A 26,448-nucleotide genomic window follows, 5' to 3' on the forward strand; every position below is an offset into this window, starting at 1 on the left:
TCTAGCTATGCTGACGACGCATGTTATCGAGGATGATACCTGTCGCCATCGCCACGTTTAAAGATTCTGCGCCACCGAATGCTGGAATCGTAATCTTGTCTGTCACGAATTTAGCCGCATGTTCACGGATACCGTGAGACTCGCTACCCATCAGCAAAATGCCGTTGGCAGTGAAATCAGTCTTATGAACACTTTCACCTTCTAAAAACGCGCCGTAAACCGGCAGGTTCGCTTGCTCTAAGTAAGCAGGTAAGTCCGTTTGGCTTACGTGTACTCGGCCAAAGCTACCCATAGTCGCGCTGATCGTTTTAGGGTTGTATGGGTCTGCGCAATCGCTGCTCGCGACAATATGCTTGATACCATACCAGTCTGCTACGCGAATGATCGTACCTAGGTTGCCCGGGTCAGATACGCCATCAAGCGCGATCATCAAACCTGTCGCTTCCGGTAATTCAACCTTTGGAATCTCAACCACGGCAATTGCCGCATTGTTACTGACCAAAGTACTCGCTTTGGTTAGATCGTCTAGCGAGGCTTCAACACAATCAAACTCAATCAGTGATGCGTGATTTTCAGATAAGAAATCAGCAGTAGCAAAGACGTTCTTCACGACTAAGTCACTATTGAATAGCTCAAGAACGTTCTTTTCACCTTGAACTAGAAAGAGGCCGTGGGCTTTACGTTGTTTCTTTTGGCCCAAAGCACGAAGGAGTTTTAATTGGTTTTTTGAAATCATGTTTTTATCCTAGATATAAGCCCGCGCATTATAGAGCAAAGGTTAGATAACCAAAAGTGCGATAAGCTAATGCGATCCATATAAAAGCAAAAGCGACCCACTTAAAAAACAAAAGCGCACTAAATAGTGCGCTCTTATAGGATCAACTTAAGCTCAACAGAACCTGATAAGCTTAGCCTACTGCTTAATACGGTACAGGATAGCGCTTAAAGACGGTGTTGATATCAGTCAGAATCTCTTCAGAAAGCGGCTTGCTGAACGCTGCTATGTTCTCTTTGAGCTGTTCCATGGTGGTTGCACCAATAATGGTTGAGGTAACGCCATCCACTTGGTTACACCATGCTAAGGCGAGCTGACTCGGCGTGAATCCATGAGCGTTTGCCACTTCTACGTAGCCTTTAACTGCTTCATTAGCCAATTCAGTATCACGGAAAATGCCTTTGCGCTGCATGTAAGTCCAACGGCTGCCTTCCGGCCTTGCGCCATCAATGTATTTGCCACTAAGCATACCGGCCGCCAAAGGTGACCACGGTAAGTAAGCGACGTCTTCATGCACGCAGTTTTCAATCAAATATGGCCAGTCTTTCGTGTGTAGCAGGCTGAATTCATTTTGGATAGAGACCATACGCGGCAAGTCATGCTTCTCGGCTAACTTGAGGTAAGTGTTAATGCCCCAAGTGCTGTCATCGGATAGACCAACGTGGCGGATTTTGCCGGCTTTAATACAGCTTGCCAGCGCTTGTAAGATCTCCAACATTTCAGCTTCATGCTGTTGTCGGTCGATGTCGCTAAAACGAATCTGATTAGGGAAATGTTTACCGAAGTGAGGTGTTGTGCGATTTGGCCAGTGAAGTTGGTACAGATCGATGTAATCCGTTTGCAAGCGCTTTAGTGATGCATCAACAGCGGCGATCACCGCTTCACCTGTGATAGGGCCACCGTTACGAACCCAAGGCAATCCAGGACCAGCAATCTTACTGGCAATGATCAACTCTTGGCGACGCTGTGGATTGCGTGACAACCAGTTACCGATAATCGCTTCGGTTTTGCCATAGGTATCAGGAGAAGGCGGCACTGCGTACATTTCTGCCGTATCAATAAAGTTAATACCTTGGCTTAATGCGTATTCGATCTGTTGGTCGGCTTGTTGTTGAGTATTTTGCAGCCCCCAAGTCATACTACCAAGACAGATTCGGGAAACGGGAATTTGACTACTTCCTAACTTTGAATATTCCATTGAATTCAGGATTCCTGTTGTTGGGTTCTCTGGTACTCGCATTATAGTTTTGAAAAGAGGGCGAGTGAGGAATGAAAACGAATATGAATTATTAGCACAAAATGGTAAGACAAGGTATGGCTTGAGGTACTTTAATGAGTCATTTCTCAGCGCTGTGATCAGCAAGCATTAGTTGTGAAAATGGTATGCAAGAAGGGATTAGTGGAAAAGGTAATGTAACGACAGTTTTAGCGCATTCGAACGCCGAATAATGAGTACTGCATTAGAAATAAAAAAGCTCTACCGGATAGTGAGTAGAGCGTTTTTATAGGGGTCTTAATGGTACTAGAGATCCATTCAGTTACTAGGCTGCGTTTGTATCGAACCCACCTTGGGTCTGCGCCTGCTTTAGAGCTTCCTGCCTTTGAACTTCTTTCTCAGTTAATACTGGCTGAAGTGTTTCCTCAGAGGCTTGAGGATAGAAAATGAAATATTTATTAATCGTCATAACTATATCTCCGTGTAACGTATGACAGATTCTGCATCAAGGATAAACTGTGATCATCATCCACTTTGTACTTTTTTTAGGCTGAGAGCGAAGGGCGTAGAATGCGTACAAAGCGACCGCTTATCATCCGTATGCAATATTGGAACTGACGAAACCCTCTGTTTTCAAGTATAGGAAGCCTATCTAATTTCACACAACAATGATTTAGAGCAAATACATAGATGGTCAGGGGCGTAAGATGAAAAACCTCGCTACTGACTCTGCGTACGTATTTTTCTAATAACAAATTACTTATCAATGCGCCCTAACTATTAAGTCAGTAAATCAATTACTTAATCCATGGTGAGATGAATTATGGAAAAGCTTGTAGAACGTTTTCTGAATTACGTTACTTTCGATACTAAATCCGACCCTTCTAACCCACAGTGCCCAAGTTCACCGGGTCAAATCACCTTTGCAGAAGTCTTAAAATCAGAATTGATCGCATTAGAGCTAGTTGATGTCTCTTTAGATCAAAATGGCTATTTGATGGCGAAACTGCCGTCGAACGTCGATTATTCAGTACCTGCGATTGGGTTTGTCGCGCACATGGATACCGCTCCTGACGCATCAGGTGCGAACGTGAAACCACAGGTGATTAGAGATTACCAAGGCGGAACGATAGAATTAGGCACAAGTGGTGAGAGCTTAAACCCAAGCCAATACCCAGATCTTGATGCTCTTCATGGTCATGACCTTATTACAACCGATGGTACTACTCTACTTGGTGCCGACAACAAAGCGGGCATTGCTGAAATCATCAGTGCTATTGCTTACCTAAAAGCAAATCCTGAAATTAAACACGGTGATATTTGCATTGGTTTCACGCCAGACGAAGAGATCGGCCGTGGTGCGGATTTATTTAATGTAGAAAAGTTTGGCGCCGAATGGGCGTACACCATTGATGGTGGACCTGTTGGTGAGCTGGAGTTTGAGAACTTCAATGCCACGAGTGCTGATGTTATCTGTCACGGCGTGAACGTTCACCCAGGTACCGCAAAAGGTAAGATGGTGAACTCGATGAACGTTGCTGCGCAGTTCCAATTGATGATGCCATCACAAGAAACGCCGGAATGCACTGAAGGCTATGAAGGTTTCTACCACTTGAAGTCAGCGGAAATGGGTGTCGCTCGCTCTGAGCTTGGCTACATCATTCGCGACTTTGAGCGCGAAGGCGTAGAAGCGCGTAAGGCATTCATGCAACAAAAAGTGGATGAGCTAAATGAGCGTCTTGAGAAAGGCCGTGTTGAGTTGGTGCTAACCGATAGCTATTTCAACATGAAAGAGATGGTTGAACCTCATCAGCACATTATTGAGTTGGCTAAGCAAGCGATGATCGAGTGCGATGTGGAGCCGATGATCAAACCGATCCGAGGTGGTACAGATGGTGCTCGCCTATCGTTCATGGGGCTACCATGTCCGAATATCTTTACTGGTGGCTACAACTTCCACGGTATTCATGAGTTCATTACCATTCAAGGCATGGAGCAAGCGGTAAAAGTGATTGTCGAATTGTCTCAACGTACAGCGACGCATTACCAAAAATAGAACATCAGAGCGTTATATCTCTTTGTATTTTTGAGAGTATTCAATAATACTCTCTTTAAGCATAAGGGAGTACGCGATGAAAAAGTTAGTTTTACTTTGCACCCACCTAGCCGTGGGTGCTGTTGGTTTTGGGCTTGGTGTTTATGCTCTGCCTATTTTGATTGAGCCTGATGCTCCATCGTCGAGTTCAGTTGAAGCCATCTCACAACAGGCTATTTATACCGGCGAATTCAGTAAAGATCGCCAAGACAGTGATTTCTTACATTGGGGCGAGGGCATCGTTTCTGTGTCTGAAAGTGCGATAGCTTTTGAAGGTGAGTTGGCGCCGGGACCTGATTACAAGGTTTACCTCTCGCCTAAGTTTATTGAAACCGAGCAAGCTTTCAATGACAGCAAGAACGAGTTACTGAGAGTCGGAGATGTGAAAACATTCGACCGTTTTATGGTTGCTCTTCCCGAAGGCACTGATCTTAATCGATTTAATACCGTTGTGATTTGGTGTGAAACTTTTGGTCAATTTATTACTTCTGCCAAGATAAAATGATAGCCTTAGCTAGGTTAATATCAGAATGAACACGAGCGCTCAGGAGTTGAGCGCTTTTTCATAGCACTGATATTAGCGGCTTTCTTGTAAAGCTAACCGTTGTAAAGCTAACTGTTGTAATGCTAAGGAATAAGTAATGGAAAAGTTGTGGCAAGTAATTGATTTTCTACTCGCTCATAAGTTTATTTTTAGTGCGTTGATTATCACTATTATCTTAATCATTCGCCGAATCACCTTGTCTCAAATAAGAGGTGATGTTGCTTTCCTTAGCGAAGACCAACGTAACTGGATGTCACGAACCAAAAACGGCACGTTTGCGATTATTGTTGTGACGTTATTTGTGTTGTGGAAATCCGAAATCAGCGAATTTGCACTGTCAGTTACGGCTATTGCTGTTGCTATCGTCGTTGCGTCTAAAGAGATCATTTTGTGTTTCACTGGTTCTATTCAACGTGCGAGTTCTCGCTCATTTAGAATTGGTGACTGGATTGAGGTGGGTAAAATCAGCGGTGAGGTGATTGAGCACAATTTGATGGCGACTGTGATACAAGAAATCGATTTGTATCATGGGCAGTATCACTTCACTGGCAAGACTGCCACGCTGCCCAACAGCATGTTCTTCACTTATCCGGTAAAGAACCTAAACTTCATGAAGCGCTATGTTTATCATAACTTTTTTGTGACGGTGAAAGACTTTGTAAACCTATACCCTATGGTTCCGAGTCTTATTGTAAAAATTGAAGAGCATTGCGAAGAGTTTATCGATGTTGCCCGCCGTTACAACGGCGTGATCGAAAAGCACGCTGGCGTTGACTTACCGGGTTCTGAGCCTCACATCCATATCACGAGCAGTTCGACGGGTGAGCAAGAAGTACATTTTATGATTTTTTGCCCGACCGAAAAAGCGATTCATTTAGAGCAAGACATTCGCAAAGACTTTATGGAAGCATACGCTGAAGCGTTTCCTGCCAGCACTTAATTCTGCAGTCCGTTGAGTCCTAAACAAAAGAAAGCCGAGAGCGATAATATCGACTCTCGGCTTTTTTGTTCTTGTTATCTATTTCTGAGATTAGTCTAGATCAGCGAGTGGTAACCAATCCACTTGTACACCCGCTTGCTCAAACATATCTTGGCTAACTTTAATTTTGTCGCCCCAGCGAGAAAGGAAGTCTTCACTTTGCTCTGGGCAGTGAACCGCAGAAATACCGGTTTGGATGATTTTCGCTGCGCAGTTTGGACAAGGGAAGTGAGTTACCCAGATTTCACAACTGTCCAAATCACGCTTGGCGAATAAAATTGCATTTTCTTCAGCGTGAAGCGTCTTGAGGTACTTCATTTCTCTGTCATCAGTATCCGCACTATCAGACACGCCATGTGGGTAGCCATTAAAACCAACGGAAACAATACGGTTGTGCTTAGTGATTACGGCGCCGACTTGAGTTGAAGGATCTTTACTCCAAGAACCGACCAATTCCGCCATTTGATAGAAACGTTTAGCCCATTTTGAAATCATGAGAATTCCTTAACAATTAAATGTGAATGCTTATCTGTCTGACAATACATTATGTTAGACAATATCCATAGAGAACAAAAGCTGAGAGATTGATTTACTTAGGAATTGTAGCGTGTTTGTAATGACTTTATAAGCACTTGGTTTCAATTAACATATTGATACACTTTTGCGAGTTATAATTGATATTCCTCGGACATTTGAAGCAATTGTGTTACGTAACTTTTATGCTGTTCAATTTCTCATAAGTGACGGTATAACCATGCGTAAAAAGTTAATCCTTACGGCTCTTGCAAGCTCTCTTATTCTTGCTGGATGTGGGCAAGATGCTCAAAATACTAAGCAAGCGCCTTTACCTCTCGTAGCTGTACAGGATGTTAGCGTTGTTTCTCACCAACAAAGTAAGTCGTACATCGGTCGTATTGAAGCCGTTGAAGACACGGCTATCACAGCGCAAGTTTCAGGCTATTTACAAAGCCGTCATTTCAATGAAGGTCAAATGGTCGAAAAGGGCCAGTTACTTTACTCCATTGAACCATCTTCATTTGAAGCAGAAGTAGCAAGCGCGAAAGCGGCTGTTGCTCAAGCGAATGCCAACCTTAAAAAAGCCGAACTTGATTTTAACCGCGGTAAGAACCTGCTTCCAAAGGGCAGTATTTCGCAGTCGGAGTTTGATGCATTGACGGCAAACTTATTAGGTTCGCAAGCACAGCTTGAAGCAAGCCAAGCACAGCTAAATGCCGCGAATGTTCAGCTTTCTCATACCAAAATCATCGCGCCTTTCTCTGGAAGAATCAGTGACACGAAAGTAAGTAAAGGTGACCTAGTTTCACCGTCTTCAGGTGTGTTGACAACTTTGGTTAGCCTAGACCCAATCCATGCGTCGTTTAGTATCAGTGAGCGTGAGCGTATTGAGTTAGGTATGGACCGCATTGAAGGTGACGGCAGCAGTGATTCTGATCGTGTTGAAGTTCAGATCATGCTTGAGAATGGTGAAGCATTCGAACACCTAGGCCAACTGGATTTCTTAGGTAACCGAATCAATCTTAATACAGGCACAATCGCAATGCGTGCGATTGCCGATAATCCAGATCAGCAACTACTTCCGGGCCAGCACGTTCGTGTGGACCTAAGAGAGAAGCAATCTATTGATGTTGTGACTATCCCGCGCCGCGCGGTTCAAACTGACCTTGAAGGTGACTTTGTGATGGTTTTGATTGAAGGCGAGAGTGCGCCTGTCGCTGAGCGTAGAAACATCGAGATGGGTAGACAAGTTGAAGGTGGTGTGATTGTTCACTCTGGACTAGAGAAGGATGACGCAGTTATCACTCAAGGCTTACAGCGTGTGCGTAATGGTATGTCTGTTCGCATTCAACCTACTGCTGAACAAGCTGAGTAAGGGGCTTATTTATGTTGAGTCGTTTCTTTATTCAAAGGCCTAAGTTTGCCCTTGTAATATCCATAATTTTAACGCTGGCGGGGGCTATCTCTCTCGCTATCTTGCCAGTGGCGGAATATCCAAAAATTAGTCCGCCTTCTGTTAGTGTTACCGCGTTCTATACTGGTGCAAGTGCTGAAGTAGTAGAGCAGGCGATAGCCGACCCCATAGAAACGTCGGTTAACGGCGTTGAAGATATGATTTACATGTCTTCTAAGAGTGCTAATGATGGTTCCTACAACCTTAATGTGACCTTTGATGTTGGAACTGATCCAGATATGGCTCAGGTCAACGTTCAGAACCGAGTTGCTCAAATCGAATCAAAGCTTCCTCAGGAAGTTAGAATGGTGGGCGTCACCGTTAAAAAGCGCTCACCTGACCTTTTGATGGTATTGAACTTCTATTCGCCAAACGGTGAGTACGACGATCAATTCCTGATCAACTACGTGAACTTAAACATTAAAGACCAATTGGCTCGTGTAAAGGGCATTAGTGAAGTTAACGTTTTGGGTGGTGGTGAATACGCGATGCGTGTTTGGTTAGATCCCGAGAAAATGGCTAACCTGAATATAACCACCTCTGACGTGAATCGCGCGTTGGCGGAGCAGAACGTTCAAGTTGCTGCAGGTCGTATTGGAGCAGCACCTTATAACGACGCACAAGAGGTACAGTTCAACTTGGTAACAAAAGGTCGACTAGAAACGGCTGATGAGTTTGAAAATGTTGTGCTTCGTGCAAATCAAGACGGTTCAACGGTTTACCTAAAAGACATTGCACGTGTTGAGCTTGGTAAAAAGTTCTACGATGGTAATGGCAAATACCGTGGTCAAGACGCTTCAATCGTAACGCTGTCACTTCAGTCAGACGCTAACGCGCTGGAAAGTGGTAAAGCGGTCATGGCGATGCTCGACAACCTAAGCAAGAACTTCCCTGAAGGCGTTGCTTATGAAGCGAGTTATGACACCACACTCTTCGTTGCAGAGTCGATCAAAGGCGTAGTAAAAACGCTAATCGAAGCTATTTTGCTGGTTATCGCAGTTACCTACTTGTTCTTGGGTAGTGCACGTGCAACCTTGATTCCTGTAGTCGCGATTCCAGTATCTTTGATCGGTACGTTTGCCATCATGCAGATGACGGGTTTTACCATCAATACGGTAACCTTGTTCGGTTTGATATTGGCGATTGGTATTGTAGTAGATGATGCGATCTTGGTTATCGAGAACGTTGATACCACGATGGCCAAAGATCCAACGATTTCACCGCGTAAAGCCACGCTTATCGCGATGAAAGAAGTAACCGGTCCGATCGTTACGTCTACCTTGGTTCTACTTGCGGTATTCATCCCAGTAGCGATGCTGCCAGGTATTACCGGCATCATGTATCGTCAGTTCGCCCTGACTATTTGTATCGCAGTTGTTATCTCTTCGATTAACGCACTAACGTTGTCACCAGCATTGTGTTCACTGGTTCTTAAACAGGGCGGTGGTAACACAGCACGTTGGTACCAAGCGTTTAACCGTGGTCTTGAATCAGTAACCAACAAATACGGTCAAATTGCAGGCTTCCTTGTGAAAAAGGGCGTTCTACTATTTACCTTCTTTGTTGTGGCACTAGCAGCGGTAACTTACTTCGCGAAAACCACCTCTACGGCGTTTGTACCTCAAGAAGATAAGGGCATCTTGCTGGTCAATGTGCAGCTTCCTGATGCGGCATCACTGTCTCGTACCGAGGATGTGACTAAGCAATTATTAGAGATGGTTGAGCAAGAGCCGGGTGTTGATGGCGTGACGCTGGTCAACGGCTACGCATTCATGACTGGCGCTTCTGCATCGAATGGTGCGTCGATGTTCATCAAACTCCACGATTGGGATATGCGTAACGCACTGGACGGTCAGCATTCGGCGCAAGCTATTTCTCAGCGTATTAATGGTCGAGCAGCAACAGAACTGCCTCAAGCGATTGTATTTGCAATGGGACCTCCAGCAGTTCCGGGTATGGGTGCAGCGTCTGGTTTTGAGTTTGTTCTCGAAGATACATTAGGCCGTAGCCGTACTGACCTAGCGATGGTTATGAATGACGTGATTGCAGAGGCGACCAAGCAGCCTGAGATTTCACACACATTCAGTACCTTCCGTGCAAATGTGCCGCACTACTATGTCGACATTGATCGTGAGAAAGCGCAACAACTTGGAATTCCGTTGTCGGAAATCTTCCAAACACTACAAGGCAACCTTGGTTCGTTGTACGTGAATGATTTCACCATGTTTGGTAAGAACTTCCGCGTAACCATGCAAGCAGACAGTGAACACCGTAGCAGCATGGATGATCTCCAACGATTCCACGTGCGTTCGTCTAATGGTGAGATGATCCCGTTAAGTACATTAGTGACTTACGATCAGATCTTCGAACCAGATGTAGCATGGCGTTACAACATGTACCGCAGTGCAGTGATCCAAGGCCAACCTGCGCCGGGTTACTCAAGTGGTGATGCGATTGCGGCAATGGAACGTGTCGCGGCTGACGTGCTGCCTCAGGGCTACCAGTACGAATGGACCGGCATGGCTTACCAAGAAGTACTCGCAGGTAACCAAGCGATCTTCGCGTTCGCATTGGCACTGATCTTCATCTACTTGTTCATGGTGGCTCAATACGAGAGTTGGACCATACCGATTGCGATTATCTTAGTAGTACCGGTCGCAACCTTAGGTTCCTTCTTGGCGTTGAACCTAACAGGCACACCGCTGAACCTATATGCACAGATTGGTTTAGTTCTCTTGATAGCCTTGGCCGCGAAGAACGCAATCTTGATTGTAGAATTCGCGAAAGTTGAGCGTGAAGAGAAAGACGCACCAATAGAAGATGCGGCAGTGAAGGGCGGTACGCTACGTTTCCGTGCTGTGAACATGACGTCTTGGTCGTTCATCTTGGGTATTTTCCCGCTTATCTTCGCTGCGGGCGCAGGTCATGTGAGTCAGAACTCTCTGGGTATTTCACTGATTGGCGGCCTGTTATGTGTGTTACTGGCGGGTACGTTCTTAATCCCTGGCTTCTACGCATTCGTTCAGCGTAAACGTGAGAAAGCACACGGCGGTAATACCAAGTTGGTCCCGCTTGATGATGAGTAGGGAACTGATCGTCCTGTAGGGTTAATCCCTTACAAGACCAACCTTCGGAAAATTAATTCCTTATAAAAACTGAGGCTTAGCATTGCGCTAAGCCTTTTTTATTCCACTTATGAATAAAAACGCTTTTTATATAAGCAAATATTTATTATGTGATGGAGCTAACACTCTAATTTGGGTTTTGTAATAAAATGATGTTTTATTGGTAAGTGTCTGTTTATTCTAAAAATAGAAAGGTTCAGCTAACGGGTGTATGCTCGAAAACATTTGCACAATAGTGTGAAGTGTTTCAAAATTACGAAGTTATATTGAAATTTTTTGTGCATTGAGGTTCTTATGAAAGTCATTGATTTATTTAAACACCGAGGCGATAGCGTGTCTTCGCAACACTCAGAGTTTATGCAATGGATGTCTCCAGCTCTTAGAGATTACTGGGGCGACTTTCTTAATCGCACGCAAAATAGCCATTTCTTTGCGTGGGTTCGTGATCACCACAAACCTGCTGTCAATGAAGATGCACCAGAGATGCCGGTGGAGCAACCGATCGTACTTAAGCCAGAAGCACAACTTGTGTTTGATGAGCTTAATCAGCAGATCGGTGAAGTCATCCATACTGGCGACTGGATCAATGTAAGTCAAGACCGTATCAACCAGTTCGGCCTTGTGACTGAAGATATGCAGTGGATCCACACCGAGCCTGAAAAAGCGGAAATAGACTCTCCGTTCAAAACAACCATCGCACATGGTTTTTTGACTTTATCTCTGCTTCCTCGATTGACTGACAGCGTTGATCCTGACAAGTCTCAATTCCCAACAGCGAAGATGGTTGTAAACATTGGTCTTAACCAAGTACGCTTTCCATATCCTGTAAAATCGGGCAGTAACGTTCGTGCTAAAAGTACGCTAACAAAAGTAACGCCAATCAAGAAAGGCCTAGAGATAGAGCGCGAAATCCGCGTAGAAATCGAAGGTATTCGCCGTCCTGGTGCTGTTATCGTTTCGGTGATTCAACTTCACTTCTAAGTGGTTTGTAAAGAAGCGATTTATAAAGATTCAAAAAAAGAGAGAGCATAGTGCTCTCTCTTTTTGTTTACATTAGATAAAACTATCTCACTTACTTAATGCGAGTGTAGCCGTATTCCTCAATAAGGTCTTGGCCTTGTTTGGATTTCACGAACTTGATGAAGTCTTTGCTCTCGTCAGAAACAGAGTCTGTCTTATGCAGCAATAAGAATGGGCGAGCCAGTTCATAGCTGTGGTTTGCGATGTTCTTAGATGTCGGCTCTACACCTTCAAAAGTGATGGCCTTGATAGAACGGTCGATCGAACCAACAGAGATAAAACCAATCGCGTGCGGGTTATGGTTAACTATCGTTTTAACCATACTATTGCTGTTTACAACCAAGTTATTTGGGTTGATGTCAGACACTAAACGGTCGTTAATGATCTTTGTTAAACCAAGCAAGCTTTCGAAGCTGTAGCGTGAACCTGAAGACGCTTCGCGAGTCACCACTGCAATAGGCTGATCTGCGCCGCCCACAGTTTTCCAGTTAGTGATTTTACCTTTGTAGATGTCGAATAGCTGTTCGCGTGTAACGTTGCTTACAGCGTTTGAGCGGTTAGTTACAACAGCTAGGCCATCAAAAGCAATCGGGAACACTTTCAGCTTGTCGTTCTGTTCGCGGTCGGTCAAATAACGTGAGCTCATACCGATATCAGAGACACCTTTATTAACCATGGTAATACCCGCGGTAGAACCAATGCCCTGAACGGCAATGTAGTTATCAGGGTGAGTCTTGTTGTACTCCTCAGCTAATACATCCATCACTCGTGATACTGAAGTGGAGCCCGAAATAGTGGTTTCTTGTGCAAAAGCAGCATGAGAAGACAGGGCTAAGGATAAAAGAGAGGCAAGCGCGACTCGTAACATAAACAACTCCTAGTTAATAACATTTGCCGCATATGATAGGTCGGTTATATGACACTTTTGTGAAATTCTATACGCTTGATTTATAGCTGTTAGCTTGATGAGTGAGAGTTTTCTGGGTTTACGAAAGCAGGATTCGTTTCTGGGAGCTGGGCGGGTATTTTGTTTGCGCTTGTTCGCTAAAATGTTTGTTGAGTCCTAAGCTAAGTAGAGGAATTCACTACTTAGAAGTTTCTATGAAGTTACAAGGGGTGTTATGTCCGTCATTCATATCGAACTGAATCGTCTTTTAATTGGGGCTGAGAGGCTCTGTACATCTCGAAATCGCAGTTTACCTGTCGAGCTAGGCAAATCCCTATATGAAGAGTGTGAGGGTGGTGTGCTGTTTTCTCAGGCGCATTATCTGCTCGACTCATCTCATAGCGATTATACAAACGAGATTGCCTGCGTGACTTTTGATGAGTCGTTATCTTGTTGGTTAGTGATGGTGCCACTTGAAGGTGATGTTGAAACCGACTCTGTAAATTGGGGGCCGTATCCCTACCTGCCTAAATCAAAGGATCTTGATGCTATCTTGGCTGAGATAGAAAAAGACCCTAAATCGTATTTCTGGTCATAGTCACTCAGTTTTTACGTTGCTGGTGGCGTGCTCCCAAAGCTAAACAGCTTAGCCTCAAAGCCAAATAGCTTGCATCAGCTACCAGTTCACACATCACATCAATCTATTTACTTCAAACTTCCGGTTTTATGATTTGTTGTTGAGCTTGTGCAATTAACGAACGGAAGTCCTTTGGTGTCTTACCATGATAAGTTTTGAAGGCAGTACTAAAGTGAGCAGCACTTTTAAAACCGGATTCATAGGCTATTTGAGTGATCGACTTGCTCGAGGTTCTTAGCTGTGTAGCCGCATGAGCAATACGCTTTATTTTCAGAAGGTTTGAGAACGATAAGTCTTCAGCAGATAAGCGGCGTTTAAGCGTTGCGGGTGACATTCCCATATAACTGGCTAGTGTATCTAAAGAGATATTATTTTCGATGTTTTGTTCGATGTAATGAATGACCTTTTGTGTCACGGTTAATCTAGAAGCTCGAGCAATAATGACTAATAGAGCTGGATGTTGTTCTACCATTAGCGACAACAATCCTAAGCCAAGTTGAGTGAGTGCGTAGTCATTCTGGGGCGAAGAACTAACAAGCGACATGATGAGCTCTTTCAACTGGCAGATCTCGGTGTCGGTTTGATTGAACTTTATGTACTTGTCTGGAATTCTTGTGGATTCTAGATCGCTGAATTGGTTGATAAACTTCTGAAAAATAGCCAAATCGAAATCTAAGCAGGTTGCGCTAAATTCGCCATTTTCAGTGTTAACTGTGATGTCTTTAATCTGACCAGAATTGTAAAGTGTGAAATCGCCCGCTTGTAACGAGGCTTCAGTGCCATTGGGTAGCACGAACGAAATGCTGCCCTTCGATACCATGAAGATACCGTTTTTAGAGGCAGGATAACGTTCTCGTCTCCTGGGAATGAAGTTTCTGAATTGAGTAACTGTAATTGATGACATAGTGCGCTTCTTTGACGTTGTAAATTGATTGCTTATTGATTGTTTTTTTAAGTATTGTTTAAGCATGAGACATTTACAAAAAAGGCGCTAATAATTAGCGCCTTTAGAAGTGAACCTTTGAAGCTTTTAACCTTGAAAGCTCTAACCTTACAAGCCTAACCTTTCAAGGTTTTAAGCTTCAGTTTCGTTTGTCGTTTCAGGCTCGCTAGGCAAGTCCGCAAATACTTGAGTAGGTTTTGCTACTAAGTTGCGGTTTTCCTGATTAACTTCGGAGAGAACTACTTCTAAAACGTCTCCCAGTTTGTATACCATTTCTTTATCGATAGATACAGTACCCATATCTCCGTTGCACTCTATTCTTTCTTTATTATCAAGAATGAGAGAACCAGGGATAAATGCAGCAGCACCATTTTCAAGTAAACGTACACGCATACCTGCACGGTTAATATCGAAGATCTCTGCTTGGAAGCGAGTTTCTTCCGCTGGAGCATTCGCTAGAGTACGAGCATACAACCAATCGCCAACATTACGCTCAGCCATACCGTGGTGACGGCGGTGTAGGGCAAGTTCATCACCAATGGTTTCATCTGGTGTTTGAATTGGCGCTTTACCTAGGATGTGCGCTTTTAGCATACGGTGGTTAATCATGTCGCCGTATTTACGAATTGGAGAAGTCCAAGTTGCGTAAATATCTAAACCCATCGCGTAGTGTGGTGCTGGCTCATTGCTGATCTCGCTGTACGCTTGGAATTTACGAATACGGTTGTCGTAGTAGCTGTTGTCTAAAGAGCCCAACCAACGACGCAGAGTAGCAAAACCTTCTAGAGAAACGATTTGCTCTTCAGTGAACGGTATTTCCGCTTGCGGGTTTACCAGTTCAAGAACGTCAGATACTTTCTCAGCCTTGAAACCAGAGTGGCAGTTAAACACACCTTGGTTGAAGCTTTCTTTGAGTACTCGGCCCGCACAGATGTTCGCGCTGATCATTGATTCTTCAACCAGTTTGTTTGCGCTACGACGCATGTCAGCGTGGATAGCGACAACATCGTTATCTTCGCTAAGTTCAAAGCGGTAGTCAGGGCGATCTGGGAATACAACAGCGTTTGCTGAGCGCCATGCTGAACGTGCTTGAGCGAATTGGTGAAGGTCAGAAACAATCGCAGCAATCTCTTCTGATGGTTGCCATTTCTCTGATGCACCTGTTTCTAGCCAGTCTGATACGTTATCGTAAGCAAGACGAGCATGAGATTTGATGTTCGCAGCGAAGAAGTTAATGTCATCACCAATAACGCCATCTTTAGATACCGTTACTGTGCAGCAAAGTGCCGGACGAACTTCATTCTCGATCAGTGAACATAGGTTGTCAGCAAGATCACGAGGCAACATCGGGATGTTACGACCAGGAAGGTAGATAGTGAAACCGCGCTCGCGTGCTACTTTATCCATCGCATCATCTGGAGAGATGTAAGCCGTTGGATCAGCAATTGCGATAGTCAGTTCAAAATCACCGTTCTCTTTCTTCTTCGCGTAAAGCGCATCGTCCATATCTTTTGTGCTTTCACCATCGATAGTCACAAAAGGGACGTGCGTCATGTCTACACGTTCAAGATCGGCGTCATCGTTGATTAGCCAGTTGTCGATACCTTCAGGCTCACTGTTTGGTAGGTCGTTTTGTGCCAGCGTTACCCACCAAGGTGCAATCTTGTCGTCAGCGTCTGTGATTTTCTCAGAGATCTGAGCCAAGAAGCCATTGTCACCTTTTAATGGGTGTTGAACGATATGAGCAACAACCCAGTCACCTTCTTTAAGCGTTTCAGGGTTTAGGCCCTTCTTTGCTTTCGCTTTAAGTTGCAGTTTTTTCAGTTGCGGGTGATCAGGAACAACGTTCAATCGGCCTTTGAAAAGCTTAACTCGCGCAATAAAGCGAGTAAGACCTTGTTCAACCAATTCCTCAGGCTCTGCTACTTCGCGCTCTTTCTCGGTGCGAATGATGGCAATCACCTTGTCACCGTGAACACATTTTTTCATGTACGGAGGCGGGATAAAGAAGCTTGTTTTGCTATCAACTTCGAGAAAACCAAAACCTTTTTCAGTGGCTTTGATAGTACCTTCCTTTTTAGGGAGGGTTTCTTGGATTTGCTGCTTGAGCTGAGCGAGTAGAGGATTATCTTGAAACATCTTACTTTTATCTAACGAGAACAATTGAGCACACTATAATCATTGCGAGGCCCGATTACTACTTAAAGCCGAAGTGAGCGTAAATTAATTGCCCTCTTATTTAACTCTACCAATTTGGTCGAACTCTATTGCCTTGACGAGATATCCATCAAGTTTTGACGATATGATAGCCAGTATTGATAGAAAACCGAAAAATATGTGATGTATTTCAATTTTTTCTGGCTTTTTTTATGCATTTAGGGAATAATCCGCCTCCCTTAGACGTCCCTAATGGCTTGAAGTGTTTTATTACTGCTTCGTAACTCTGAATGGAATCAGTATCTGATTGGATCAGTATTGGAATTGATAGAGCTCCCGGGACCTTTTGTTTACTTATATATAGTGGGATCCCAATGTCCGAATCTGTAATTCAATTTAATGAATTAGCCCTAAACGATAACATTCTTTCAGCTCTTGATAGCATGGGTTTCGTTTCTCCGACTCCAATCCAAGCAGCAGCTATTCCTCTTCTTCTTGAAGGCCGTGACGCACTAGGTAAAGCACAGACTGGTACTGGTAAAACAGCAGCATTCTCTCTGCCTTTACTTAACAAAATCAACCTAAACCAACACAAACCACAAGCAATCATCATGGCTCCTACTCGTGAGCTAGCGATCCAAGTTGCTGCGGAAATCAAAAACCTTGGCCGTGATATCAAAGGTCTTAAGGTTATTGAAATCTACGGTGGTGCTTCAATTGTTGACCAAATGCGTGCTCTAAGCCGCGGTGCTCACATTGTTGTTGGTACTCCAGGTCGTGTTAAAGACTTACTAACTCGTGACCGTCTACACCTAGATGAAGCACACACATTTGTTCTTGATGAAGCAGATGAAATGCTAAAAATGGGCTTCGTAGATGACGTTACTTGGATCCTAGAGCAAGCTCCAGAATCTGCACAACGTGTACTTTTCTCTGCAACTATGCCTCCAATGGTTAAGACTATTGTTGACCGTTACCTACGTAACCCGGCTAAAGTTGACGTTGCTGGTACTAACCACACAGTTGATAAAGTAGCGCAGAACTTCTGGGTTGTTAAAGGCGTAGAAAAAGACGAAGCAATGTCTCGTCTTCTAGAAACTGAAGAAACTGACGCGTCAATCGTATTCGTACGTACGCGTCAAGACACTGAGCGTCTAGCTGATTGGCTATCTGCACGTGGCTTCAAAGCTGCTGCACTGCACGGTGATATTCCTCAGTCTCTACGTGAGCGCACTGTTGATCACATCAAACAAGGTGTTATCGACATTCTAGTTGCAACTGACGTTGTAGCACGTGGTCTTGATGTTCCACGTATCACTCACGTATTTAACTACGACATCCCATTCGATGTTGAATCTTACATCCACCGTATTGGTCGTACTGGCCGTGCTGGACGTAAAGGTAAAGCGATCCTACTAGTTCGCACTAACCAAATTCGCATGCTTCGTACAATCGAGCGCGTAACTAAGTCATCTATGGAAGAAATTCAACTTCCTCTACGTGACCAAGTTGCTGCTGCACGTGTTGCTAAGCTTGGCGCTGAACTTGAAACAGAGAAAGAAAGCAAAGCTCTAGAAAACTTTGCAGGTCTTATCTCTACACTTCAAGAGTCTCTAGAAGTTGATGCTGCTACTCTAGCTGCAATGCTTCTTAAGCGTCAGCAAGGTAAGAGCCCACTATTCTACGTTGGCGAAGACCCAATGATCGCTGCTATTGAGCGTGACAAAAACCGTCGCAAAGAGCGTCGTGAAGACCGTGAAAATGGTCGTGGCGATCGCAACTTCAATACGCAAGATTGGGATACTTACCAACTACAAGTTGGCCGTGAGCAAGGCGTTCAGGTTAAAGACATCGTTGGCGCACTAGCAAACGAACTTGGCCTAACTAAAGGCTCTATCGGTGCTATCAAGCTAGACCAAGGTTCTACTTACGTTCAACTGCCAAAAGCAATGAACTCTGAAACTGCGGGTAAGCTAAGCAAACTACGTATTCGTCAAAAAGAAGCTGGCGCTGTTGTTGTTGATTTCAACGACTTCCGTGAGCCTCGTCGTGGCGGCGGCGGTCGTGATGGCAACCGTGGCGGCGGTCGTGGCGGTCGTGATGGTGGCGGCTACCGTGGTAACCGTGATGGTAACCGCGAAGGTGGCAACCGTGAAGGCGGTCGTGGTGGATACCGTGGCAACCGTGATGGTGCACGCGATGGTAACCGTGAAGGCGGCCGTGATGGCGAGCGTCGTTTCGACCGTAACCGTGGTGGCGATCACCGTGGTAACTTCCGTGGCGAACGTGGCCATGGTAACGGCAATGGCGGTGGTAACCGTGGTCGTCGTCCAGAGCGCAACGAAGGTTAATCAACCTTTCGCTTAGACGCTTAGTCTAGACACTGAATTTAAAAGCCGAGCGTAATGCTCGGCTTTTTTGTGCCTGTTATTTGAACTTAAGCTTTGGTTGGCTCGATATATGTAGTCAGCTTACTTCAACTAAGATTCACGCCTAAACTTAGCTGTATCGCGTTCTAAGTCTATACAGCGAGAACGTGCTACAAGATACTAAAACAAAGAGTGAAGGCTATCTCAGCGACGTTACAGTGCATCTATTCGAAGGGTTGTGCTCGAAGGCAATCAAAAGAAGATCGGCTCTGTCGTTCATTATTCTCAACACACCTGTGATATTTTTGATGTAAGCATTGAGAAATCGAGTAAAAAGTTATCGGTAATGATAAGCAGACGAAAGGGAAGGGCGGTTGTTTTCTAGGCGGATTGACTGCATCTGTTCGAGTCGCTCTAATTAACTCAATCAAGTTAAAAATAACGTGAGCATTCGTTTGCGTCACCTGTTCGCTAACTTTCTTATTCAACTATTTTTTAATTTCGCTCTCGAAATAAATGGTTTAATGACTAAGATCAACTTAATTGTGTTCATTTAGTGGTTTTTTCAAAACAAAAGTTGAAAGATTCAAAAATTATTGAATAATGGGCTTAACTAAAATTGAAGTAAATACTTCATCCAATTCGTACTGAAACAGGATCCATATCCAATGTCTAATTCGTTTGTTCTGGTTATTAACTCGGGTAGTTCATCCCTAAAATTTGCTGTCATTGATTCTGTTTCTGGTGAAGCAGTATTGAGTGGCCTAGGGGAGTGTTTTGGTCTTGAAGATGCTCGCATGAGCTGGAAATATCAAGGCGAGAAAACTGAAATTGCCATTCAAGGTGAGGGTAACCACCACAAAATTGCCATTGGCAAACTAGTTGGCCTGATGGAAGATCTAGGCTTCACTGCTGATATCGTTGCTATCGGTCACCGTATCGTTCACGGCGGTGAGAAGTTCACTCAAACCGTTCGTATTACTGAAGAAGTAACGAACGAAATTGAAAGTCTATCTGACCTAGCTCCACTTCATAACCCTGCAGGTGCTATCGGCATCCGTGCTGCGATTGAAGCTTTCCCTTCTCTACCTCAATTTGCTGTATTTGATACGGCTTTCCACCAAACAATGCCACAGCGTGCATTCACTGGTGCAATCGCAAAAGAACTATACACAGACTTTGGTGTTCGTCGTTACGGTTTCCACGGTACGAGCCACTACTTCGTTAGCCGTGAAGCTGCGAAAATGGTAAACAAGCCAGTTGAAGAAGCGAGTTTCATCTCTGTTCACCTAGGTAACGGTGCGTCTGTATGTGCTATCAAAGACGGTAACAGTGTTGATACATCAATGGGCTTCACACCGCTTTCTGGCCTTATGATGGGCACACGTTGTGGCGACTTAGACCCGGGCATCATCGAGTACCTACTTAAGAAAGGTTGGTCACAAGAGCAAGTCTTCAACTCTCTTAACAAGGAGTCTGGCTTCCTAGGCGTGTCTGGTCTTACGAGCGATGCTCGTGGCATTTTAGAAGCAATGGAAGAGGGCCATGAAGGTGCTAAGTTAGCATTTGAGGTGTTTACTTACCGCGTATCAAAATACATTGCTTCTTACCTTGCAACGTTAGATTCTTTAGACGGAATCATCTTCACTGGCGGTATCGGTGAGAACTCTCTACCAATTCGTCGTGAGATCCTAAACAACCTTAAGATTCTTGGTTTTGTTGAAGATGTAGCTGGCAACGAAGCGGCTCGCTTTGGTGCTGAAGGCATCATCGCTAAGTCTGAAATGCTAGACGCAGTAGCTATGGTTATCCCAACCAACGAAGAGTTCGTGATTGCTCAACAGTCGGTAGAGCTTCTGTAATAGATTCTAAGAAAATCAGATAATGAAAAGCGAGCCCAAGTGGCTCGCTTTTTTGTTTTAAATGTTTGGTTAAAGCATCTCTAATTGTGGTGACAAAATCAGAACAGAAAGAAGAAGCGTCACTGTCGACGGTATTGCATCTTTCCAAGTGTCAAAACGGAAATGAAAGAATATTGCGCCTACTGAAGTAAAAGCAATGAAACTTGCACCAACGGCGCTTAACAATGAGTCTTCAGTAATCATACCAGCTAACATCACTATCGCACCTGTTGCTTCAACCACTCCCACCGCAAACATCGCCGCACGATTAAGTCCGTAACGGTGAAAAAAAGCTAATTTCGGTTCATAGATTTTATTTAGCCAACCAAAGATTTTGATTGAGCTTGCAAATAAGAAAAACGCAATGAGTAACCCTTGAATAAATAACATTGTTTAACCTCTCAACGAACAGTGACGGTAGTTAGGTCGTTGTTCGATACCATCTTAATGGTCGGTATATTTAGAAATAGTATTCAGATTTTATTTCATGAACGAGTCTATTTCGCTTAGTAAAGATGATCATACAGTCATTCACTATTAGCGCCACTGAGTGTAGCCATTTGACGTATGAGGCTCGTCCCTACTTGTTCATCAAGAGCCTCTGGATCCGGATGAACGAGTCCTGCCTTACCTTTCATTTCCTTAAACCCTGTGGGGCCGTAAAACTCTCCCATGCTTCCAATTGTTGAGGCTAAATAAAGTGGCTTTGCTGCCTCTGCTGGGGTTGCTGCGAATAATTTACCATATACCCAAATGGCAACACGCTGCATAAATGTAGGGTTACCCTTATGCTGAATACCCGTAATAGAAACGCCTGGATGCGCCGCAATTACCTTAATATTGAATCCGTCTTTTGCAAATTGTCTTCCCATCGCGTGACTCAGTGCCAGCCCTGCAAATTTACTACGAGCGTAAGCGATTGTGTTGCCCTTTTGTTCAAAATCTTCCGCCATTTGAAGATCACTAAGATCCAATTCAGCCCCGTGATGTTCAGTAGAACACATGGTGATCACTCGTGAGTCACGAGTTTCTTTTAGTAGTGGTAGTAACTGCATTGTTAACGCATACGGGCCAACAACATGGACCGCAACATTTAGCTCGATTCCATCCTCAGATTCTCGACGCTTGTTATCAAAAAAGTAGACACCCGCGTTGTGAGCGAGTACATCAATCCGAGTATATTTTTGGGTTACCTGTTTAGAAAACGCCTTAATTGACGATAGGCTACTCATATCCACCGTTAGCACATCGATTAAAGCGTCCGGATGAGATTTGAGCAGTTCTTCATGTACCAATTCTCCTGCGGACGCATTACGCACAGCCATAACTACTTGATATCCATCGTCGAGCATCATACGAGTGTAATTTTTTCCAATGCCACCGTTAGCGCCTGTAACTATCGCAACGGGTTGTGATTTAGTATTCATTAATAGACTCCTCTAGTGTGATGTCGTTATTAAATCATTCCATTTAGGGGTGTTGAATAGTAAAATTGGTATACCACTCATTCCTACATGGAATCCAAATGGACAAGATCAACTGCATGAGAGTATTCATTCGGACGGCTTACTTAGGAAACTTTACGGCTGTTGCCGATGAGATGAACGTCACGCAAAGTTCTATCAGCAAAAAAATTGCCTGGTTGGAGCGTGATATCAGCTTTTCATTGTTCTATCGTAATAGTCGAAGAATTGAACTCACAAAACAGGGCTGTAGCTATCTGGCTTATTGTGAGCGAGTCATAGAAGAAATGGAGTCCACAGAAGCGGAGTTAAAAGGCGAACTCTCCGAGGTGGTTGGAGAGCTAACGTTGTCAGTACCGAGTGCGATGGCGACACGATTGCTTGCTAAACCTATTGGACAGTTTATGACTAAGCATCCAAAGGTATTGATCAATTTATCGGTAAATGACAAACAAATTAACCTTATTGAAAGTGGTATTGACATCGCTATGCGTGTCTCTGTCCTCGAAGATTCTGATTACAAAGCCCGTTTTTTGTTTAACAACCAGTTGGTATATTTTGCTTCTCCAGACTATTTGAGAACCCGATCTAGCCCGAAACTCACTAGCGACTTAAAACATCATGATTGCCTTACGTACTCTCTTTCCTCTCCATCAAACACTTGGGTATTTGAACAAGAGTTGGCCCCACAACTAAAGGTCAAGGTGAAAGAAGTCTTTAAAAGCGATAGTTCAGACATGCTGTTGGCTATGGCATTAGCGGGACATGGAATTGGAGCATTACCAAGTTGGATGGTTCAACCGTACTTTGAAAATGAACAATTGGTGCCGTTGTTTGAGCACTACACCGCGGCAAGTTTACCCATGCATGCGGTCTATAAGTCGGGTGAATATCAACCTTATCGGATACGTGCCTTTATTGATTTTCTGGTTGAGTACTTTAAGGGGAATGAGAAATCCAACGATGATAAAAACTCTCTCTAATGGGGCGCTACAGCAAAGCCAAAATTGCCAATAAGAGATATTTACCTGGTAGTCAAAACAGTTATCGCTTCTGAGTGATAACTGAGAATATACATGTATCTAAGATTTGGCTCTAAATCGAAGAGTCGAACATCGGTATTCTTTCGCCCCTTAGCTCCCAAGTTGTTCATTGAACAAATGCTGTTTGTACGCGCGTGGAGACATGCCCGTAATGCGTTTAATGCTTCTCGAAAACTGAGTGATAGAAGAGTAGCCAAGTTGTGTCGCAATAGTCGATAAATTCGACTGATTCTGTAGTATTAGCCATTTCGCATTGTGTTGTATCACTTCATCTTTCAACTTCTGATACGTAACACCATGTGCTTCTAAATTGTATTGAAACTGACGGACGCTTACACCTAGCACGCCGGCAATTCTATCAATACTGTAGTTTTCAGTTCCAAGATAACTGTCCATCGCATGTTTGACCGAATCTAAAAAATCAATCGGCTCTAATCTCGATTGTAGATTTTCAAAATACTCATTGGGTAAGGTCGTTTCTCGTTCTAATAACGAAGTTAACAAGCCAACGCTAGTGAACCCCTTTTGATAATGAATATCCGTTTGAGGGTTAGTCACTGTTAATGCCCCAAGTGTAAATAGCGACTTTGAAGGGGTGTGAATTTTATGTATTTTCACTGCCTTGCCCAACATGGTGTTGATCCATAACTGAACAAAGAGAACGAATACAAAGTCTGAGGGTGTGTCATCCAACCCATGGATCACTTGGGTTCTTTTTAGCCAAAATATGTCGCTATTTTCTTCTAACGTAATCTGAGCGGACGGTGCTTGTATCCGAGAAATCTCTATCATTTTCTGCAAAGAATCTCTTACATTGGTAGGCTTACTCGAACACTGGGCCAAGTAATGAGGAATAGCAAAGTTATTGATTATATATGTATAAAAATCAACGAGTTGTTTTGTGCTCAAAGTATGGTGTAAGAAGTTAAGAAAAACGATGAGTGGTTTAGACGGAAAGTAATATGAGTTTTGTTCATAGATATGATAGCTAAGGCCAAAGGCTTCTATATCTACTGTCTTTCCGAGTACTTTTTGATAACCACTCAAAATGGCTTTCACTAATTGGGCACTGACTAATGGAATCACTCTTAACTCCAACTTAACGTGATTTCTTATAATATACTCCCTTTGCATAAAAAGGTAAGTAGTTGCAGATATGAATAAATTAAGATGGCTATAACAATCTGTTTACTATTTAGATTCACTTTAATCAGGAAGCGCATATGAAATATTCAATACTGGCACTCACATGTTTAACCGTAGCAACTGGAGCGGTTTCTTCTGAAGTTACACTCTCTGAAGATATTAATGCTAAATATTGGAATGCGCTTGATCACGAGGGTAATGTAAAACCAGCCAATCAAATAAAGCAGCGTATTGATATTTTAGTGGATGCTGCTGCGCCATACACTGACGAGGATCGCGCTAAATTTCGTAAAAAGTATAAGGCAAAGTATGCTGATCGCATTGTTATCGATGGCACTGCTGTCGGTGGGATTGGTTCAGATGGGAAAGGCTTCCCTGCAATGACGGCTGAACAGTTTGATATGCTCGCGATTGCTGGTAAGGAGGATTACGATGTTTATTCAACCACGCTATCAAATGGCACCGATAAAACCATCGAAGAAATTTATGATCGAGTGCCTGCTACAAAAAAATATTTGGCCGAAAAACATGGCCAAAAACACGTGACAACCGTTGAAGAAATCGAGGCAAACAAAGCTGCAGGTGTCACCTCAGTTATCTTTAATTTTCAGGCGATCACCCCCATGGGTGAAGATATAACTCATATTGACCGATTTAGCCAAGACGTTAAGCTCATGTCATTCACTTACAATAAAAACAATCAGTTTTCTGGCTCTGGTGAATCTGTAAAGGGAGGCGTAGGAAATGGTGAGGGGCTGACAAAATTAGGATTAGCCGCATTAAAGCACATGAACAAAAATGGTGTGGTACCGGATTGCTCGCACGACTCAAACCAAACATGTATTGATATCGCTAAATACTCTACAACCCCTGTAGTGGCTTCACATTCAAATGCTGCTGCACTCATGCCAATTTCTAGAAATATCAATGATGAAGCAATATTAGCGATCGCTAAGACTGATGGTCTAATAGGCGTTAATTTTGTTGGCGGCTTCCTGAACAAGGAGTCCGATGCATCGGGCGAATCAGTTGCCGAACACATTGTCTATATTTCTGATTTAATTGAGCGTGAACTTGGTGTCGATGGTAAGCGTCATGTCGCCGTTGCTGTTGATTACCTACACAACCTTAAAGATTCACTTACAATGATTTCCTCGAATCCACAAAACTACCCACCAGCATTAGGGTATGGCTCCATCTCTGAGATTGGGCATCCTGCCGATATTTGGGCCGTGGTCGATGCTTTGGAAACAACACATGGTTGGACGAAAGATGAAGTTTCTCTATTCCTAGGTGAAAACTGGATGCGAGTATATGCAGCTAACTGGAAAGGAGGAAATGACGTAAGGATCCAACCAGTAGTTGAAGATCTAAGACATCTAGACACTAAAAAGTCTAACTAAGGCATTTAAACTTATTTAACGATTTGTCCAACACGACCTAGCGATTACTTGTCCAAATCCGTGTTAGTAGTTGCGATTCTAATAGCTTGCTAGCCAACGAGAGCTCGTGATTATTTAACCGTTGGTAGAACTATCTGTAATAGATTCTAAGAAAATCAGATAATGAAAAGCGAGCCCAAGTGGCTCGCTTTTTGGTATCTAGTTAAGGTGCGTCTGAATGTTTTAGCAGGGGTTATAGCCTACAAGGCGCTTGTCAAACACCTTTAGAACAGAGTTTCTGGTGCACCGGAATCGCTTAGGTTATTTAGTCCTTGAGCGGTAGTTTGGATCTGTCCAGCATCTAGGTAACTCTTCACCTGACATAAACATCAGTTCGGACTTTTTAAAAATCTCAGGGTCTTGCTGCTCTTCACCAGCTTGAAACCGACCTTCGATACTGTCCTGGAATAAGTTGGTTAATTTGGTCATTTCAGTAACATCTACGAGGTCACCGCTCTTTTTCTCTTTTAGAAACATCTTATTTACCCTCAATCTAATCGATCACCCCTAATTATAATTGTTATTTGGAAAATGAAAGTGTTTTCAATTCCGGCACTTCTTGACTAAGCAGGTCTCAGAGCTACGCTTATGATCATCGACAAACCAATCGAAGAACAAACCTCTCTCAACTATGGGCTCGTTATCAAGCCGAAGATGGCAGCATGGTCGTCAACGTATAGTCGTTCAAAAGTAATACTGGTCAGTGGTTTGACAGCTCTTTCGTTAGCGCTAAACATC

Annotated in this window: 22 protein-coding genes; 11 read left to right on the plus strand and 11 right to left on the minus strand. The window is 43.7% G+C overall.

What is annotated here, in order from left to right; all coding sequences use genetic code 11:
- Nucleotide 1: 1 nt before the first annotated feature.
- The 3 genes from CWO27_RS01140 to CWO27_RS23510 form a co-directional block, all read right to left on the minus strand.
- Complete coding sequence (locus CWO27_RS01140) at nucleotides 2–736, minus strand: RNA methyltransferase (RefSeq protein WP_017631333.1); 735 nt, start codon at nucleotides 734–736, stop codon at nucleotides 2–4.
- 184 nt (nucleotides 737–920) lie between these two features.
- Nucleotides 921–1,973 carry an aldo/keto reductase gene (locus CWO27_RS01145; RefSeq protein WP_107898397.1) on the minus strand — a complete coding sequence of 351 codons (1,053 nt, stop codon included), beginning with the start codon at nucleotides 1,971–1,973 and terminating at the stop codon, nucleotides 921–923.
- A gap of 343 nt (nucleotides 1,974–2,316) precedes the next feature.
- A complete protein-coding gene (locus CWO27_RS23510) occupies nucleotides 2,317–2,460 on the minus strand; it encodes a hypothetical protein (RefSeq protein ID WP_162884312.1) in 144 nt (47 codons plus the stop codon).
- 354 nt (nucleotides 2,461–2,814) lie between these two features.
- Here CWO27_RS23510 and pepT point away from each other — a divergent pair, with 354 nt between their 5' ends.
- From pepT to CWO27_RS01160, 3 genes are all read left to right on the plus strand, one after another.
- Nucleotides 2,815–4,047: a peptidase T gene (gene pepT, locus CWO27_RS01150; protein WP_107898398.1), complete on the plus strand. Its 1,233-nt coding sequence runs from the start codon at nucleotides 2,815–2,817 to the stop codon at nucleotides 4,045–4,047.
- A 76-nt stretch (nucleotides 4,048–4,123) separates the two neighbouring features.
- Entirely contained in the window at nucleotides 4,124–4,591 is a 468-nt protein-coding gene (locus CWO27_RS01155; RefSeq protein WP_107898399.1) for a DM13 domain-containing protein, read from the plus strand.
- A 136-nt stretch (nucleotides 4,592–4,727) separates the two neighbouring features.
- The gene (locus tag CWO27_RS01160; protein ID WP_048662339.1) at nucleotides 4,728–5,570 is read left to right on the plus strand and encodes a mechanosensitive ion channel family protein; all 843 of its coding nucleotides are present in this window, start codon (nucleotides 4,728–4,730) and stop codon (nucleotides 5,568–5,570) included.
- Between the two features lie 90 nt (nucleotides 5,571–5,660).
- Here the strand turns inward: CWO27_RS01160 and CWO27_RS01165 are convergent, their stop codons facing one another.
- Nucleotides 5,661–6,104, minus strand: a complete 444-nt coding sequence (locus CWO27_RS01165) for a dCMP deaminase family protein (RefSeq protein WP_004737813.1) — start codon at nucleotides 6,102–6,104, stop codon at nucleotides 5,661–5,663.
- 259 nt (nucleotides 6,105–6,363) lie between these two features.
- On the opposite strand from CWO27_RS01165, the gene CWO27_RS01170 reads away from it, so the two are divergent.
- From CWO27_RS01170 to CWO27_RS01180, 3 genes are all read left to right on the plus strand, one after another.
- Nucleotides 6,364–7,500, plus strand: a complete 1,137-nt coding sequence (locus tag CWO27_RS01170; RefSeq protein WP_107898400.1) for an efflux RND transporter periplasmic adaptor subunit — start codon at nucleotides 6,364–6,366, stop codon at nucleotides 7,498–7,500.
- Between the two features lie 11 nt (nucleotides 7,501–7,511).
- Nucleotides 7,512–10,664, plus strand: a complete 3,153-nt coding sequence (locus CWO27_RS01175) for an efflux RND transporter permease subunit (RefSeq protein WP_048661149.1) — start codon at nucleotides 7,512–7,514, stop codon at nucleotides 10,662–10,664.
- A 333-nt stretch (nucleotides 10,665–10,997) separates the two neighbouring features.
- Nucleotides 10,998–11,684 (plus strand): MaoC family dehydratase, encoded by a 687-nt coding sequence (locus tag CWO27_RS01180; protein WP_102433109.1) that lies wholly within the window; start codon nucleotides 10,998–11,000, stop codon nucleotides 11,682–11,684.
- Nucleotides 11,685–11,775: 91 nt separating this feature from the next.
- Here the strand turns inward: CWO27_RS01180 and CWO27_RS01185 are convergent, their stop codons facing one another.
- Nucleotides 11,776–12,591, minus strand: coding sequence for a phosphate ABC transporter substrate-binding protein (locus CWO27_RS01185; protein ID WP_102479266.1), 816 nt, complete (start codon nucleotides 12,589–12,591; stop codon nucleotides 11,776–11,778).
- A gap of 253 nt (nucleotides 12,592–12,844) precedes the next feature.
- On the opposite strand from CWO27_RS01185, the gene CWO27_RS01190 reads away from it, so the two are divergent.
- Nucleotides 12,845–13,207, plus strand: coding sequence for a DUF3024 domain-containing protein (locus tag CWO27_RS01190; RefSeq protein WP_019826408.1), 363 nt, complete (start codon nucleotides 12,845–12,847; stop codon nucleotides 13,205–13,207).
- A gap of 112 nt (nucleotides 13,208–13,319) precedes the next feature.
- On the opposite strand, the gene CWO27_RS01195 is transcribed toward CWO27_RS01190, so the two are convergent.
- Both CWO27_RS01195 and rnb read right to left on the minus strand, forming a co-directional pair.
- Complete coding sequence (locus CWO27_RS01195) at nucleotides 13,320–14,150, minus strand: helix-turn-helix domain-containing protein (RefSeq protein WP_107898401.1); 831 nt, start codon at nucleotides 14,148–14,150, stop codon at nucleotides 13,320–13,322.
- 171 nt (nucleotides 14,151–14,321) lie between these two features.
- The gene (rnb, locus tag CWO27_RS01200) at nucleotides 14,322–16,328 is read right to left on the minus strand and encodes an exoribonuclease II (protein WP_107898402.1); all 2,007 of its coding nucleotides are present in this window, start codon (nucleotides 16,326–16,328) and stop codon (nucleotides 14,322–14,324) included.
- 308 nt (nucleotides 16,329–16,636) lie between these two features.
- Between rnb and CWO27_RS01205 the strand changes: the two genes are divergently transcribed.
- Both CWO27_RS01205 and CWO27_RS01210 read left to right on the plus strand, forming a co-directional pair.
- Nucleotides 16,637–18,697: a DEAD/DEAH box helicase gene (locus CWO27_RS01205; protein ID WP_080967426.1), complete on the plus strand. Its 2,061-nt coding sequence runs from the start codon at nucleotides 16,637–16,639 to the stop codon at nucleotides 18,695–18,697.
- 686 nt (nucleotides 18,698–19,383) lie between these two features.
- On the plus strand, nucleotides 19,384–20,577 hold the full coding sequence (locus CWO27_RS01210; RefSeq protein WP_107898403.1) for an acetate/propionate family kinase: 1,194 nt from the start codon (nucleotides 19,384–19,386) through the stop codon (nucleotides 20,575–20,577).
- A 69-nt stretch (nucleotides 20,578–20,646) separates the two neighbouring features.
- Here CWO27_RS01210 and CWO27_RS01215 read toward each other — a convergent pair whose 3' ends face one another.
- Together CWO27_RS01215 and CWO27_RS01220 are read right to left on the minus strand one after the other, a co-directional pair.
- Nucleotides 20,647–21,006, minus strand: coding sequence for a DoxX family protein (locus CWO27_RS01215; RefSeq protein ID WP_107898404.1), 360 nt, complete (start codon nucleotides 21,004–21,006; stop codon nucleotides 20,647–20,649).
- 137 nt (nucleotides 21,007–21,143) lie between these two features.
- A complete protein-coding gene (locus CWO27_RS01220) occupies nucleotides 21,144–22,043 on the minus strand; it encodes an SDR family NAD(P)-dependent oxidoreductase (RefSeq protein ID WP_107898405.1) in 900 nt (299 codons plus the stop codon).
- 98 nt (nucleotides 22,044–22,141) lie between these two features.
- Here CWO27_RS01220 and CWO27_RS01225 point away from each other — a divergent pair, with 98 nt between their 5' ends.
- Nucleotides 22,142–23,062, plus strand: a complete 921-nt coding sequence (locus tag CWO27_RS01225) for a LysR family transcriptional regulator (protein WP_107898406.1) — start codon at nucleotides 22,142–22,144, stop codon at nucleotides 23,060–23,062.
- A 150-nt stretch (nucleotides 23,063–23,212) separates the two neighbouring features.
- Here the strand turns inward: CWO27_RS01225 and CWO27_RS01230 are convergent, their stop codons facing one another.
- Nucleotides 23,213–24,208, minus strand: coding sequence for a helix-turn-helix domain-containing protein (locus CWO27_RS01230; RefSeq protein ID WP_170960802.1), 996 nt, complete (start codon nucleotides 24,206–24,208; stop codon nucleotides 23,213–23,215).
- Nucleotides 24,209–24,345: 137 nt separating this feature from the next.
- Here CWO27_RS01230 and CWO27_RS01235 point away from each other — a divergent pair, with 137 nt between their 5' ends.
- Nucleotides 24,346–25,671 (plus strand): dipeptidase, encoded by a 1,326-nt coding sequence (locus CWO27_RS01235; protein ID WP_107898408.1) that lies wholly within the window; start codon nucleotides 24,346–24,348, stop codon nucleotides 25,669–25,671.
- 300 nt (nucleotides 25,672–25,971) lie between these two features.
- Here the strand turns inward: CWO27_RS01235 and CWO27_RS01240 are convergent, their stop codons facing one another.
- Complete coding sequence (locus CWO27_RS01240; protein ID WP_107898409.1) at nucleotides 25,972–26,187, minus strand: acetyltransferase; 216 nt, start codon at nucleotides 26,185–26,187, stop codon at nucleotides 25,972–25,974.
- Between the last annotated feature and the right edge of the window lie 261 nt (nucleotides 26,188–26,448).

Origin of the sequence: Vibrio sp. 10N.286.51.C3 (assembly GCF_003050065.1) — a bacterium.
GTDB classification, from domain to species: domain Bacteria; phylum Pseudomonadota; class Gammaproteobacteria; order Enterobacterales; family Vibrionaceae; genus Vibrio; species Vibrio crassostreae.